15 protein-coding genes and 1 riboswitch are annotated in these 14,610 nt (G+C 28.6%); of the genes, 4 read left to right on the plus strand and 11 right to left on the minus strand.

Annotated features, from left to right (window positions below; genetic code table 11):
• Positions 1-250: 250 nt before the first annotated feature.
• The 4 genes from OIO11_RS04065 to OIO11_RS04080 form a co-directional block, all read right to left on the minus strand.
• Positions 251-406 carry a hypothetical protein gene (locus OIO11_RS04065; protein ID WP_268070091.1) on the minus strand — a complete coding sequence of 52 codons (156 nt, stop codon included), beginning with the start codon at positions 404-406 and terminating at the stop codon, positions 251-253.
• 213 nt (positions 407-619) lie between these two features.
• On the minus strand, positions 620-1,093 hold the full coding sequence (locus OIO11_RS04070) for an ASCH domain-containing protein (protein ID WP_268070092.1): 474 nt from the start codon (positions 1,091-1,093) through the stop codon (positions 620-622).
• Between the two features lie 263 nt (positions 1,094-1,356).
• Complete coding sequence (locus OIO11_RS04075; RefSeq protein WP_268070093.1) at positions 1,357-1,878, minus strand: cysteine hydrolase family protein; 522 nt, start codon at positions 1,876-1,878, stop codon at positions 1,357-1,359.
• Positions 1,879-2,069: 191 nt separating this feature from the next.
• Positions 2,070-3,068 carry a hypothetical protein gene (locus tag OIO11_RS04080; RefSeq protein ID WP_268070094.1) on the minus strand — a complete coding sequence of 333 codons (999 nt, stop codon included), beginning with the start codon at positions 3,066-3,068 and terminating at the stop codon, positions 2,070-2,072.
• A 151-nt stretch (positions 3,069-3,219) separates the two neighbouring features.
• Between OIO11_RS04080 and OIO11_RS04085 the strand changes: the two genes are divergently transcribed.
• Positions 3,220-4,155: a tyrosine recombinase XerC gene (locus OIO11_RS04085; protein ID WP_268070095.1), complete on the plus strand. Its 936-nt coding sequence runs from the start codon at positions 3,220-3,222 to the stop codon at positions 4,153-4,155.
• A 515-nt stretch (positions 4,156-4,670) separates the two neighbouring features.
• Here OIO11_RS04085 and OIO11_RS04090 read toward each other — a convergent pair.
• From OIO11_RS04090 to OIO11_RS04110, 5 genes are all read right to left on the minus strand, one after another.
• Complete coding sequence (locus tag OIO11_RS04090; RefSeq protein ID WP_268070096.1) at positions 4,671-5,594, minus strand: hypothetical protein; 924 nt, start codon at positions 5,592-5,594, stop codon at positions 4,671-4,673.
• 67 nt (positions 5,595-5,661) lie between these two features.
• Entirely contained in the window at positions 5,662-6,309 is a 648-nt protein-coding gene (locus tag OIO11_RS04095; protein WP_268070097.1) for a hypothetical protein, read from the minus strand.
• Between the two features lie 81 nt (positions 6,310-6,390).
• Positions 6,391-7,122: a hypothetical protein gene (locus OIO11_RS04100; protein ID WP_268070098.1), complete on the minus strand. Its 732-nt coding sequence runs from the start codon at positions 7,120-7,122 to the stop codon at positions 6,391-6,393.
• A 153-nt stretch (positions 7,123-7,275) separates the two neighbouring features.
• Positions 7,276-7,560 (minus strand): hypothetical protein, encoded by a 285-nt coding sequence (locus OIO11_RS04105; RefSeq protein WP_268070099.1) that lies wholly within the window; start codon positions 7,558-7,560, stop codon positions 7,276-7,278.
• A 19-nt stretch (positions 7,561-7,579) separates the two neighbouring features.
• Complete coding sequence (locus tag OIO11_RS04110) at positions 7,580-7,702, minus strand: hypothetical protein (RefSeq protein ID WP_268070100.1); 123 nt, start codon at positions 7,700-7,702, stop codon at positions 7,580-7,582.
• A gap of 117 nt (positions 7,703-7,819) precedes the next feature.
• Between OIO11_RS04110 and OIO11_RS04115 the strand changes: the two genes are divergently transcribed.
• A complete protein-coding gene (locus tag OIO11_RS04115; RefSeq protein WP_268070101.1) occupies positions 7,820-8,755 on the plus strand; it encodes a tyrosine recombinase XerC in 936 nt (311 codons plus the stop codon).
• Between the two features lie 74 nt (positions 8,756-8,829).
• Here the strand turns inward: OIO11_RS04115 and OIO11_RS04120 are convergent, their stop codons facing one another.
• Positions 8,830-10,923 carry a hypothetical protein gene (locus OIO11_RS04120; RefSeq protein WP_268070102.1) on the minus strand — a complete coding sequence of 698 codons (2,094 nt, stop codon included), beginning with the start codon at positions 10,921-10,923 and terminating at the stop codon, positions 8,830-8,832.
• A gap of 1,066 nt (positions 10,924-11,989) precedes the next feature.
• Positions 11,990-12,115, plus strand: a riboswitch (cyclic di-AMP (ydaO/yuaA leader).
• A gap of 5 nt (positions 12,116-12,120) precedes the next feature.
• Between OIO11_RS04120 and OIO11_RS04125 the strand changes: the two genes are divergently transcribed.
• Together OIO11_RS04125 and OIO11_RS04130 are read left to right on the plus strand one after the other, a co-directional pair.
• Entirely contained in the window at positions 12,121-12,885 is a 765-nt protein-coding gene (locus tag OIO11_RS04125) for a cell wall hydrolase (RefSeq protein ID WP_268070132.1), read from the plus strand.
• Between the two features lie 186 nt (positions 12,886-13,071).
• Positions 13,072-13,614 carry a pyruvate kinase alpha/beta domain-containing protein gene (locus OIO11_RS04130; protein WP_268070103.1) on the plus strand — a complete coding sequence of 181 codons (543 nt, stop codon included), beginning with the start codon at positions 13,072-13,074 and terminating at the stop codon, positions 13,612-13,614.
• 74 nt (positions 13,615-13,688) lie between these two features.
• On the opposite strand, the gene OIO11_RS04135 is transcribed toward OIO11_RS04130, so the two are convergent.
• On the minus strand, positions 13,689-14,495 hold the full coding sequence (locus OIO11_RS04135; RefSeq protein ID WP_268070104.1) for a RelA/SpoT domain-containing protein: 807 nt from the start codon (positions 14,493-14,495) through the stop codon (positions 13,689-13,691).
• Positions 14,496-14,610 lie beyond the last annotated feature (115 nt).

Here is a 14,610-nt window from a genome sequence, read left to right on the forward strand (position 1 = left end):
TGCCTTTCTTAATTTTTTTGTGGTAAGAAAATTATACTTCAAGGCTTGGTATTATCCACTATTTATTTTTTGGAAACTATAATATGGAAACTAATAAAGTTTTGTTTGTACGAAACTTAGGTAATTATCAAAGTAATATATTTAAAACATTCCTATTAATAATATATTATTGCTTTTTATTACAATAGTCACTCTGTAAATAAATTCAAATAAAGCATTGTATATTCTTTACAAACAATTAAATACTAATTTATTTTTTCTTTATTTTTTTGCATAGATATATAAAAAATTTTCCAATCCCTAATTTTTCACCTACATAGTTTGCTACTACCATATAAATTTTTATAATTACTATATATATAAATAAAACACTTAAGATTTTTAAAACATACTGAATATAATCCATACTTCTTCCTCTCTAATCAGTAATCAGTCCGCTTTAAATTATAACATATTATTCCTTAAAAGTATTTGAATTGCAAAATAATAAAACACAGCTCTAAAGTGTTAACTCTTTAGAGCCGTGTTTTATTTAGTTCTGTTTTATGTAATATTTAGTATATTTCCAGCAAATTGTTTTATGTAAGCCGTATTTAAGGCTTTCACATAGGTATGTTAATTATTTATATACCACTTCAAACTCTTGACATACTACTAACATATCTTCCGAAAATTCTTTTTCTTCCTCTTCTAATTCTTTAGTGAAAAAATGTACATGTACTTCTCTCCAATACTTTAGCGACTTATCCCCTTCACCCTCTATTTTTGCAAATTCTTCATTTACATCTTTAAAAGGACGTACAGTCACCTTTTTAGTTCTTATAATACATTGAACTATTCCATTCCAGTCAGTAATAATACTATAATTATCTTCTGTAGGTAGTTCTTCATTTTCTAATTCATACCAATAATAAAGAGATGTTGTTCCTCTTTTGATTCCTTCTCTAACTAATTTTGCTAAATCATTAGCACTTTTTTCATTATCACAAAAATACCATGAAGTGTAATTTTTATTAGTATTATTAATATTCTCACCTATAGACGCTAAATAATTTTTCCACATTTCTTGTACTGATTTATGTTCTTGTTCCATATTGTGAATTCTCCTTTGTATATTTAGTTTGGAAGCTTTAAAGAGTAGTCTTGATATTGCTATTTTCTATAACTAAGTTGCTCCCTATACTCATGAAATAAATGTTGCTTTTTATAGCTTCCTATTATATGGATAATGTGAAGTTAATAACTATAGATATTATCTACACCTCAATTTGGATAATATAGCATATTTGAAAAAATATGAATTAACTAAACCATACATTATGTTAGTTTTGTTCAATAAGACAAATTGGAATTTAACTATTTCATTCTTTTAAGTGTTTCATCCAGTGAAATACATTCTGCATATCTACAATTCCACATAAATTCATTGTAGTATTTGTAACTTTGCTCTGAAGACATAAACTTATTATTAACTGTTGTATTTGCATACGCTGGAACTATAATATTAAATCCATGCTCAAATCCACATTTTATAGTAGCATCAATACAATAATCTGTTTGAAGCCCTACAATAATTATATCTTTTTCACCTTTACCTATTAAATATTCTAATAAACCAGTCCCTTTGAAAGCACTATTAACCTCTTTATCAAATATTTTTTCTTCATTGATTGGTTGAAATTTTTCATATATTTCAAATCCATCTGTTCCTTTTGTTAATTCACTTCCTATACCATCATCATGACGTACATATATTACTTCAATATTATTTTCCCTAGCCTCATGTATTATTTTTTTAACATTAGATACAAACATATTAAATTTATATAATTTTTCGTTTGTTATTAACTTTTGTGTATCAACGACTAATAAAACCATTTTTCTCTCCCCTTCAAATTACTATTTGTCTAAAGATTATATGAACAATCTTTACTTGGAAGTTATTTATATTTACGGTGCTTTTTAAATAAAATCTTTATATACTTTAACATCTTGTTATTAGCTTAATGGGTATATATGGATAATTACAAATTCAAATTGTACTAATGTTTCGTATTTACGAAGTTATGTTATATGTAGTCCCTCTTTCCATTAGCCTTGAAAATATCATACATACTCTTTCTATTTGGATCATTAAACAAATCATATCGAATAAAATCAAAAGAACTATTAATTCGATTAGTTTCTGAATAAAGTTGAACGTAAAAATTTCCATGAAATTCTAAGTCAATTTCTACTACCAAACTATTATAATCTAGATCATAGTATTGACTATAACCTTTATGTTCTTCATTAGGAAAATTCTCAACAAAGTTGACGTTATATGGTGGCTTAAAATAATTAATCATTGCTGCCTCTATGATATTAATTATCTGATTATACTTTAATGGATTACTCATTACGCCGTTGAAATGACTATCTTCTTCTTCCTGTGTAGCAGTGTATATCCCAGTTATACCATCAAAGTTCATCTGTAGTTGTGGTGAAAATTCAAATAGGAATATATATAGTTGCTTATCTGGATGTGAACTATAATAATCTGTCAATATCTTTTGCAACGTTGAATGTGATTTCAATCTATCTGTAGCTATACGTTCCCCATCTTTACCGAATGCCTGTCCAATATACAATATTTCAAATTCCCAATTCCTTGTAGGACCAGATATATTTAACACTCCCTGGGCTTCAATTGAAAACGTATTACTTTTTAGATCACGCCCAAAGGTGTTCAGCCATTCATTATCATTAATTTCAACTTTCAAATTGTTGTAAGGATAAGGACAATCTAGACTTAACTTTGTATGGTCTAGATTTGCATCAAGAACTAAGTGTTGAATCTCAATTGTCTCAACTGAATCTTTTATCTGTTTTTCTAGAGTTAAACTTATGCCTTCTTCACTAGACTTATAAGAGTCCTTTACAAATCTCACTTTTGGACATGACATAATACTATATATATGATAATCATGTCCATCCTTAATAATATTAAGATGTTCAACTGGAATAATCGTCTTATAACTAGTAAAAACATTTAATCCAAATTCTGATAAATACTTTCGTATTTTCATATACTTCCCCTTTCGATATCAGACTTTAATGTCACTTAACTACGGTATTTCCGATACTCATGAATTAAGTGTTCATTTTTTCAAATGCCTATTATAAACATTTGTTTATAATTGCTTAAATTTGTAAATAATACAGACAAGAGGTGATTATATGCAATCTAACACAACTTGTCAATTAGTTGAACAATATCTAGGTTACCTTGTTGTTATTAAAGGTCGTTCCGATAATACAATTAAAGAATATCGTACTGATTTACTTATGTTTTTCAACTATATTATGAACTTACGTAATATTCCTATTATTGATGAAAACTTTGCTAAAGCAGATTTAGAATTTATAAAATCTATTACTCTTCATAATATGTATTCTTTTATTTCTTATTATAAAAAGACATTAAATTCTTCATCTGGAACTAGAGCAAGAAAAATAGTATCCATACGTCAATTCTGGAAATATCTCAAAACTAAAGCTCATCTCATTGATAATAATATTGCTGAAGAATTAGAAACTCCCAAATTACCAAAACGAATACCTAAATATCTTAACTTAGAAGAATCTGTTTGCTTGTTACTTGAATGTAAGAAATCTCCCAGAGATCACTGCATAATTACTATTTTTCTTAATTGTGCATTAAGATTATCTGAGCTTGCCATCCTAAACATTGATCAAGTAAATAATGATATTTTATCTGTAGTCGGAAAAGGTAATAAAGAACGTAAAATCTTTCTAACACCCGCTGCTAAAAAAGCTATTAATGATTGGTTATATATTAGAAATTCAATTAACGTTAATACCAATGCTTTATTTATATCTAGAAATAATAACCGTATTACTACAAGAGCTATTCAAAATATTGTAAAAAAATATGTTATTTCTTCTGGACTTGACCCAAAATCTATATCCACACACAAGCTTCGTCATACAGCAGCTACTCTTATGTATAAATATGGTAGAGTAGATATTCGTTCTCTTCAGCAAATTCTAGGTCATGAAAGTATTGCTACAACAGAAATCTATACCCATATTGATGAGCATCAATTACAATCTGCAGTAAACTCTAACCCCCTCGCAATGATGTTTAACTGAACCAAAGAGACACCTACTATTGTGTCTCTTTGAACAATAGACATAACCTGTCCAATTGTATGAATAATGGGTAGTTAATAAATATAGATATCTACATTTCCAATACGGATAATGTTACAAATTTTTAAAAATATGAATTACCTAAACCATACATTAAGCTAGTTTTCTTCAATCATACAAATTGTAATTTATCAAATAATGTTATTCATCCAAGCTTTATAAAATAATGTATTGGAAACGCTTTAAATCTTACCTTAGCCTCTTCATCTAATAGGTCCAATAAATTTCTACCTCTGATTTACTTCCCAGCAAAATGCTTGCATCTAATTTAATTTCTATGCTATCAATTTCACTTTTAATTTATTTTAACTGTAAAATTTCTTAATAATCAAAGTTTTTTGCCTTTTTACAATTTGAAGCATATTTAAAAATTTATTTCATTATTGATATTCTTTACTTGCCACTTTGATATTTCTAAAATACAATTAACTTACCCTTATTTATATAATCAATATTTAAATTATAGTTAACATTTTCGTTTTATCACCATCATTAAACAACAAATAAGCATTATCAAAAATATCAAATCTATCAGCTAAATCATCTCTATTATTTTTTAAAATTTCTTTTACCACAGAAAGAAATTTTCTACCACCACTAAAACACGGAACTTCCCAAAATACTTCCATTCCATATTTCATAACAATAACTTCTAAAACAATTCTATTTTTTTCAATCCCTTCAAAACTATTCTCTGCCTTTTCTAAACCTTTTATAATTTTTGTAAAAAATTTTTCAAAATCATAAGCTTGTTTTTGAGCTTCATCAATAGTCATTCCTCCCTGCGATGAAAATTTTGCAGGAAATTGAAATAAAACTCCACTTCCAGTATTTTTAAATTTAAACTTTTCATCGTTTGACAACTTAATAATTTTTATCTTAATTACGTTTTCTTTTCTTTTAAAGCTAAAATCGCCCAATACATTCATGTTATCTATATCAACTTTCGAAAGATACTCAAAAAACTCTTCTCTAAACTTGTTGTGTTCATGCTTATATAACTGTGAAGCTGGTATTTCAATCTTATAGTTTTGCGACAATTCATTATAAACATTATCTGGTAGTTCACATAAAACGTCATTTACAATATTGTAAATTTTAAACATACCATACATCAAAGCAATAATCTCTTTTTCTTTCTTATCATCTTCTTCAAATCCATATAAGACTCTTTTAACTTCTATTGTTAATATGTCTCCACTCACATTATCATAGTATTGCAAATCAGCTGTACAATGCACACCTTTTTCTTTCTTCTTATCTGGGCAACCAATAAATTTATACTTGCAATCTCTTTTCTTATTTAGATTATCGATAAAATATTCTACTTCAGGATATTCACATTCTCCAGTTTCACAATTTGAACAATAATCAAACATAGTTATCCCCCTCTAAATTACTATTTTGCAAATCAATTAATTTAGATAATAATCATAGTAACACTTTTTATTTCAAATTCTCAATCATTCTTCTAATGTCAGGTTCTCTATATCTATTTTCTTCTGTTGTCCAAGCAACTGTCATATTCATTTTCTTTAATAATCTAATAAGTTCAGTAATATCTTCTATAATTGAATTTGTATACATATACAGTTTTCTAAGTGTTTTATCTTGCGGAGTACCTACAGACAATTTTCTTTCTCCTATTAATACTGTTTTATCAGATTCATCAATAACATTTAATGTTCTAATAATACTGCAATTATCTCTTAAGGTTTTTATTTTATCATCTATATTAATTTCTTGTGGAATAGCCTCATTGATTTGACAAAGGAAATTCATAAAATTAAAACTTCTACCTGTATGTTCTAACTGTAATTCTTGAATAAGGCAATTTTGCACATCCTCATTTATATAGGCTTTAAATGTACCCATTATATGATTTCCATACAATTTAATTCTTCTCATAATTCTTGTATTTCTCATATATAAAAATAATATATCTTTAGATTCTTTATCTTCTTCTGATAAAAACATCATAAATAAAAATCTACCTCTACCTACTTTCAAATCAAATGCTAATGCTTTATCTAAAGATTCCAAAGTTGCAATATACACATTTTTCAATTTACTAAAATCAAATTCTACTACCATATATAAATTCACCCTCTAAAATTACTATTTATCTAAAGATTATAGACATTCAGTATATATTTAATTAGATATTAACTGCCATTAAAAAATAGGCTCAGAGCTAAGCTTTGAATCTAAAATATTCAACTCGAAGCCATACTTCTTAACCATGTTTTCTACAATTTTTCTAAAATCGGCAGAAGCATTTGGATATAAAAATACATTTTCAATTAAAGTCTCGACATCCGTACTAACAAACCCACCTTTTGTTTGAGTTTCATCATCAATTTTGTTATTGCTTAACAAGTAAACGCCTCTTATTTCTTGTTCGTATTTAAATTCTTCTCTTTTTGTTAGAAAAGGCCCCCACAGACCTTCGTCATACTGTATAGAGTCTTCCTCATAGTTTTTGTACTGTACAATCCCCATAAAAACCATACGACGAGTATCGTCCATTACAGCTTCACCGTACCTTTTGTATGTCGACTGAATTGCAACCCCAGATTCATCGCTTATATAGTTTTCCCACATACCCATATTTTCATGTTCATTCATATGCCAGCAATTAATATGGACATTCTCTCTGTAAATCTGGTTTTGTGCTCTATGCTTATCTGTGTAATTATCTAGTATTCCCAAACCGTCCATATAAACCTCTGTATGCAAGTTCTTTCTGCAATACGAACCTTCATGATTATCCTTAAACGACTTTGAATTACAAAAATATAGAGCTTGCTCTTTTAATAGCGATTCAAACTTCTTTAAACTCATATATCTCCAAATTTTAACACTTTCATCCTCAGGTGTTTTCATTAAGTAATTTATATCAAACATTTCTCTTCATCCTTTCTATTATGTATCTTACTATATTGTCTAATTACAGTTTCACGACATTAAACTGTTTAATTTTAATAGATAATATTAAATAGTTTAACCCGATCAGACAAGTCACCCAAATGTAACAACTTGAATTCATAAATAACACACTTATATTATCGAACCAAGTAATCCGTCTTCAAAAAGCATACATCTTATTTTATCTGCTTCATATAAATCTAATACTCCAGTATGTGCACTACTTTTCCTAAGGTTATTTACAGTTCTTAGGTCCTCTAACTTATCATAAAAAGGAACAATATTATCATCATATATTTTACCTAATATCTGCCCAAGCATCCTTTCACGGCTAGTTAAAATCCCTTGAAGTTTATGTCTCAATTGCACCTCTACAATCTTAGAGTACCCAACAATAATAGGGGCAAAATCAATCATTGCATCTTTGTGTAAATCATTATAGATAATTAGCAGTCCTAAGCAGCTCTTTTGCCTTATCAGTTAAATTAGGAAAGGTTTGCTCAATGTTTTGTTCAATACTGAATAATAATTCCTCATTATTGATAGTACTTTCTTTCATACTTTCCACCTGATTTATATGAGTAATATCCTGTTATGCTGAGCATCGAACTTCCAGTTATATACATTTGTTTATAATTGCTTAAATATGTAAATAATACAGACAAGAGGTGATTATATGCAATCTAACACAACTTGTCCATTAGTTGAACAATATCTAAGTTACCTTGTTGTTATTAACGGCCGTGCTGATAATACAGTTAAAGAATATCGTACTGATTTACTTATGTTTTTCAACTATATTATGAACTTACGTAATATTCCTATTATTGATGAAAACTTTGCTGAAGCAGATTTAGAGTTCATAAAATCTATTACTCTGCATGATATATATTCTTTTATTTCTTATTGCAAAAAATCATTAAATTCTTCACCCGGAACTAGAGCTAGAAAAATAGTATCCATACGACAATTCTGGAAATATCTCAAAACTAAAGCTCATCTCATTGATAATAATATTGCTGAAGAATTAGAAACCCCAAAATTACCAAAACGAATACCTAAATATCTTAACTTAGAAGAATCTGTTCGCTTGTTACTTGAATGTAAGAAATCTCCCAGAGATCACTGCATAATTACTATTTTTCTTAACTGTGCATTAAGATTATCAGAACTTGCCAGCTTAAACATAGATCAAGTAAATAATGATATTTTATCTGTAATAGGAAAGGGCAATAAAGAACGTAAAATCTTTCTAACACCCGCTGCTAAAAAAGCCATCAATGATTGGTTGCAAATTAGAAATTCTATTAATGTTAATACCAATGCTTTATTTATATCAAGAAACAAATGTCGTATTACTACAAGAGCTGTTCAAACTATTGTAAAGAAATATGTTATTGCTTCGGGACTTGACCCAAAATCTATATCAACACACAAACTTCGCCATACAGCTGCTACTCTTATGTACAAATATGGTAGAGTAGATATTAGATCTCTTCAGCAAATTCTTGGTCATGAAAGTGTTGCAACAACTGAAATCTATACCCATATTGATGAGCATCAATTACAGTCTGCAGTAAACTCTAACCCCCTTGCAATGATGTTTAACTGAACCAAAGAGACACCTACTATTGTGTCTCTTTGAATAATAGACATACCCTATCCAATTGTAAACTTAATGTGAAGTTAGTTCGAGTGCGTTAGTAAAATTTTATTTTTACTTTTTTCTTCCTCACGTAGCTCTTGAAAAGTATGTATATCTAACATATAAGTATTTTCGCAATATCTTATAACAATACTTTTGATTGTATTTATAATTGTATAAGCATCATCTTCATTTAATTGCAAATCAATGATTGATTTACCACCATGTAAAAGTGGATTTCTTACATTTCCTCTCAAATCCTTTAAATAATTTACTAGCATATTTTTTTCTGTTTGTGTATTGCAGCAAAATGTTGCAATACGGTTGATGAGCTTATTTCCATCATATGTGGTTGGGTAAAGCATGTCCACAGCATCAAATATAGTAATAATGGTTTGGTTAGTATCATGAAAGTAAGTACTTTCTGCTATTCTATTTAAAGCATCACGGTTTATAGAAAACACCTCATCAGAACGCGAACCAAAAAAACAATTATAGAGTGTTTCAGAGCAATCAGTCAATGATGGAATAAATGGAGTATGAGGCTCAATATATTCTCCATAAACACGACCTGGAAGAGTGTATATTGAGCTACTCTCTTCAGGAGTGATATACGCTGCTCGGATTCCAGTAGCATTGATTCCAACTTTAGACGGTAATATAGTATCTTTTTTTAGATCACTTGATAAAATTAAATAATTCAATGTTTTCTGTATAGTATTGCAAATAATATCAGAAAATTCACAGTAAAATGAATAGTCAAATCCATTAGTTGGACTTTCCCAATAAGATTGATTTTCAATTATTGCGAAAGGACCATCAATGCTAATATTTCGTGATAAAACCGTCACTATTACACCTACATCCCATACAGTAAATGATTTCTCCTCTACATTAAATTTTGAAAACAAATGATATTTTGGGAAATCGCTATCTACTGCTAGTTCTTTTTCATCTAAATCATATGCCATACAAAGTCCTAAGCCATACTCATACACTTCATAAAACTCTTTAATCCTATCTTTGCTATTAGCTGGCAAAAATAATGTTTCTTCAATTTTCAAACAAGTAGTTATATTTAAATTATTCACTTCAGCAAAATAGTCACATTTTCCCAAAACAGTAACTGGCATTTCAGTGATAGCGATATCACTATTTGGAGAAGAATATAAAAACTCATTACACTTTTCGCATATTTTTTCGTTTAGTTCAGAAAAAGTTGTTACACCCGATTCAATTGAAGCCATACAAAATCTAATAACAAGCAAGTATAAATTATCCAGTAAATTATATATTTCTTTCCAAGGAAGGATATCATATAAAGATTTTCCTGCATGGATTATCTGAGTACGAACTGTTTTGGAGTAAAAATAAAATTGTTGCGAAAGGATATCAAATTCATTTTGATTTTCGACAATGAAAGATAGAATTCGTATCTTTTTAGCTTGGAAATTATGTGAGGTGCTACAGTCTAGCCCTTCAATTGTTGAAAACAAATATGCAAAGCAAGTATTTGCATCATAAATCTGTATTGCCTTAAAAAGTCTATGTAAAATATTTCTATACTTAACATAAACCTCATCTTCTCTAAAAGATAATAAAATGTCATTTTCATCCGTATAGAATCCAGTAGCATCACATCCGATTCCTTCTGATAATTCATAGTAAACTTCTTTACCCTTGATAATTTTATAAGATTCAAAATTATCACTTAATACTACTGCTACTTTATTTCCTTCATAAAATCCTGGTGTTCCTATTACTTGTTCATGAAAGGTAAAACTATTCAAAGATACTCTCAAACTATCCAGTGCATAATCCACGGGTTTTATTAAGTGCTCTACTAGTTCTATCTGATCTCCATAAGTATCTAACTCATCGATATGGTATATTGCAAAGGATTGATTGAATAAATCTAAAACATTGGATTTATTCACCAAGCTTATTGAATACTCCTTATTATTTATGAATATATTGTCGCTTTCATTTACGGCAATATTTGAACTTACAGTAATATTTTTGAGCACGACAGAATGCTCTATATGTAGCCTTTGTATTGGAATAAAAATTAACAATATAAATACCTCTCTTTCCGAATCATCAATATAAATGAAATGAAGCAATACCTTTCCCACTTTTACATTAAAGCTATTACTTCATTTTACAACTTCTAGTAATATCTGATTTGTTCATTTTAGACTTCCCATTATAGACATAACGTCTCGTACTTAAGACATTCCATCTTTTACCCCGTTTTTTACAAATACTGTTTTTAATTTATCTAAGCTCCTATTTTAAACATACTCACATACACCTAATAGATTTTAGGTGTATTAAATAATCTATGCTGCATGTGTATCAAATTATATCATATTAATACTTATTATTACAAATAACTTTATATTTACCATAAAAATAACCCTAAGCATCTAATACCTAGAGTTATTTTACAGAAATAATTTCAATTCTGTACCTCACATTCAAAATTTATTTGTTTGATGGTATAATATTTTTGATGATTAATCCATAACTGTAAAAAAGTTAAAATTAAAGATTATTTATACAATCCACTGTACAGAAGATTGTATAAAAGCAAAGTAGAGATTATAGAGTTTACTCTATAGATAACAAAACTAGTTTTAAAAGTCCAACTACTATGTACAAGGAGGGTTTATTATGTATAATAAAAAATTAGCATCACTAATATTAACAATAACACTATGTGCTACACCGATAACACACAGCCACTGCAAGCGCCAAAACTCCGTCTAATAAAACAGCAATTAAGACATCTTCAGCAAATAAAATCACAAAAGCACAAAAGGCTTTATTGGACTCTTACAATCCAACAGATACTGCTACTCTGAATAAATCATATGCATCATGCTTTTCTAATTTCTTCAAAACCGAAGAAACTATACTTAAGACAACTAAAACTTAGCAGTATATAATATTACACAATATACCAATGCTACTAAAATCGGAACTATGCAAATAAAAACTTAAAAACATTAAGAATTCTGGAATTTAAGAATTTTAGAATTTAGGAAATAATGAAGATAGGTTCTAATATTAAATAATTTTATTATGAAATTTGCTTATTTAAGAAATTATTATTAAATAAGCCGTTTTTAATCTTGACTACCAAAAGTTTAACATGGACATGCTCCTAAATGCTCTGTTAAAATGTCACTAGTTTATCAATAAATCATGCCGAATCTTCTTAAGAAGTACCGGGGATATTTTTTTGGGGTGAATCTCTTTGTGAGTAGGGTACCTCTAACCCAAACCCGACAACTAACCTGGGAGGCAAAATGGAGGTATTTAAACTAATGACAAAATTCAAAGCATTAAAAACTTTCTTAACTGCCTTAACTTTAAGTGCAGTACTATCTACCCCTGCTTTTGCAGGAGACTATACTGTAGTTTCTGGAGATTCATTATATAAGATAGGACAACTTTTCAGCACTTCCTCTGACAATATAATGAAAAGCAATAGTCTTAATGGAACTACTATTTATCCTGGACAAGTTTTAAAAGTTCCTTGTGATACACATACCGTAAAAAGTGGTGATAGTTTATATCTCATTGCTAAAAAATATGCTATAAGCTTATATGATTTAAGAAGAGCAAATAATAAATGGGACAATGTTATTTATCCTGGGCAAATACTTAATCTGCCTAAAATAAATTCCAGTGCTCCTGCAGTTACACCTAAACCTATTGTAAACTATACAGAAGCTGATTTAGACCTTTTAGCAAGACTTATTACCGCTGAAGCACAAAATCAACCTTATAGTGCACAAGTTGGTGTGGCAGCAGTAGTACTGAATAGAATAAAAAGTTCTCAGTTTCCAAATACTATTTCTTCTGTAATTTATGAAAAAAGTTATGGATACTATCAATTTACTCCTGTAGCAAATGGTTGGATAAATAAACCTTGTACAACAACAGCTAAAAAAGCTGCCAAAGAAGCTTTATATGGCTCTGATCCAAGCAAAGGTGCATTATTTTATTTTGATGATAGTGCTACTAACAAGTGGTTATGGTCCAAGCCTATAACAGCTAGAATTGGAAATATGGTTTTTGTTAAATAGTAACTTAGTATAAATTTATTCATTACAATAATAAGCTAGATGGATAGTAGTTAGACAAGCTATCCACCTAGCTTATTTGATTAGGTATATCTTATTATGAATAATAAGATATACCTAATAAATATTTTAAAGCATTGTTTGTGTTATAATTAATCTAATAATAATTGAAAATGGGGGCACAGATTAATGTATTTTAAAGAATCAGGAAAAATTAATACTGAAAAAACTTTAGAACTAGCAGTTAAAACTGCAAAGGAAAGAAATATAAGAAACATTGTGGTAGCTTCAGGAAGTGGTTATACAGCAAAGCTTTTAAAGAATATTAAGGATATTAATGTTATGTGTGTAACACTTGCCAAAGGATCTAATGAACCTGGAAAAAATAAAATGTCTGAGGAAATGCATAAAGAACTTATAGATTCAAATATAAAGGTTTTGACTACAACTCATGTTTTAAGTGGTGCAGAAAGAAGTCTTAGCCAGAAATTTGGAGGAATATCTCCTGTAGAAATAATGGCTTACACTTTAAAAATGTTTGGACAAGGAACTAAAGTTTGCGTAGAAATCTCAGTTATGGCTTTGGATGCAGGCTTAATTCCGTATGGTGAGCAAGTTATAGCTATAGGTGGGTCATCAGAAGGTGCCGATACTGCAGTTATAATTACACCTAATCATGCTAACAATATCCTTGGTACAAAAATTAATGAAATCATATGTAAACCTATTTAATAAAAAGCACAATATTTAAATCTATAAATTAGCCTTAGTATTATGGAATTATACCAGGGCTAATTTATTTCAAGTCAGCCTTTTTGTATTTTTGACTTCAATTTTCTTATCTCTTCATCCTTAGACGCTATTATTTTCTCATATTTTTGTTCCATTTCACACCAATTCTTATTAAGTAAATTTATGAGTGATGCCATTTCATCTGCACTTCCTGCTATACGATTAAATAACAAAAGATTTGAAGCCAATATTTCTGGAATTTCTTTATGGGAATATCTCAGCTGATGATCAATTTCACCATATCCTTCTTCAAATATTGTTCTTACTTGGATTTCCGCGATGACCTTTTGATTTGTTGGAAAAAACTCTACAAGATAATGTACTGAACGATATCCTGATTTTCTTGACTGAATTTCAATATTCAATTCTTCAAACCTTTTAGTATCATCACCTTCTCTTACATTAGCAGTTATTTCAATAACCTTCCATGTATTTAAGATAAAATTATGTATACTTTCCCAATCTTGTTTGAAAATATGTATTGCTCTAATACCTATTAAGTCATTTATTTCTTCTTTATAATTATCAACAGAAAATTGAAAATCTTTTCCATATTTTTGTTTTCTATCACTTGTTTTCCTAATAATCTTTTCAATTAAACGTTCAGGATTCTTTACTCTTGATTTTACTGAATGTATCTTATTGTGTGTTCTCAACGTATTTGCTATAAAATCAGCTTGAGCTTCATAAGTATCTTTATAATTATTAAAATCAACATATATATCGTTCAAAACATTCCATTGTATTTCATTATTTATAATATCTTCTTCTGCAAAAGTATATTTTTTAAAAAAATCTTCCCTTATAAATTCCCACTTCATATAAATTCTCCTCATATGTATATTAATTTTATATACTGATATTTTTACCCATACCTATAGTTTTATCATTATTTATTCATACAAAAATAACCCCTTAAAGTATTATATAGGTATT

This window comes from Clostridium sp. ZS2-4, from assembly GCF_026719745.1.
In the GTDB taxonomy this organism is placed as follows: Bacteria; Bacillota; Clostridia; order Clostridiales; family Clostridiaceae; genus Clostridium_H.

Bases quoted from the DNA above. Each gene is read 5' to 3' on its own strand.
- OIO11_RS04105 (WP_268070099.1), bottom strand. From the start codon at position 7,560: ATGATTGATTTTGCCCCTATTATTGTTGGGTACTCTAAGATTGTAGAG.
- OIO11_RS04125 (WP_268070132.1), top strand. From the start codon at position 12,121: ATGACAAAATTCAAAGCATTAAAAACTTTCTTAACTGCCTTAACTTTA.
- OIO11_RS04130 (WP_268070103.1), top strand. From the start codon at position 13,072: ATGTATTTTAAAGAATCAGGAAAAATTAATACTGAAAAAACTTTAGAA.
- OIO11_RS04080 (WP_268070094.1), bottom strand. From the start codon at position 3,068: ATGAAAATACGAAAGTATTTATCAGAATTTGGATTAAATGTTTTTACT.
- OIO11_RS04135 (WP_268070104.1), bottom strand. From the start codon at position 14,495: ATGAAGTGGGAATTTATAAGGGAAGATTTTTTTAAAAAATATACTTTT.
- OIO11_RS04090 (WP_268070096.1), bottom strand. From the start codon at position 5,594: ATGTTTGATTATTGTTCAAATTGTGAAACTGGAGAATGTGAATATCCT.
- OIO11_RS04065 (WP_268070091.1), bottom strand. From the start codon at position 406: ATGGATTATATTCAGTATGTTTTAAAAATCTTAAGTGTTTTATTTATA.
- OIO11_RS04115 (WP_268070101.1), top strand. From the start codon at position 7,820: ATGCAATCTAACACAACTTGTCCATTAGTTGAACAATATCTAAGTTAC.
- OIO11_RS04070 (WP_268070092.1), bottom strand. From the start codon at position 1,093: ATGGAACAAGAACATAAATCAGTACAAGAAATGTGGAAAAATTATTTA.
- OIO11_RS04100 (WP_268070098.1), bottom strand. From the start codon at position 7,122: ATGTTTGATATAAATTACTTAATGAAAACACCTGAGGATGAAAGTGTT.
- OIO11_RS04095 (WP_268070097.1), bottom strand. From the start codon at position 6,309: ATGGTAGTAGAATTTGATTTTAGTAAATTGAAAAATGTGTATATTGCA.
- OIO11_RS04110 (WP_268070100.1), bottom strand. From the start codon at position 7,702: ATGAAAGAAAGTACTATCAATAATGAGGAATTATTATTCAGTATTGAA.
- OIO11_RS04085 (WP_268070095.1), top strand. From the start codon at position 3,220: ATGCAATCTAACACAACTTGTCAATTAGTTGAACAATATCTAGGTTAC.
- OIO11_RS04075 (WP_268070093.1), bottom strand. From the start codon at position 1,878: ATGGTTTTATTAGTCGTTGATACACAAAAGTTAATAACAAACGAAAAA.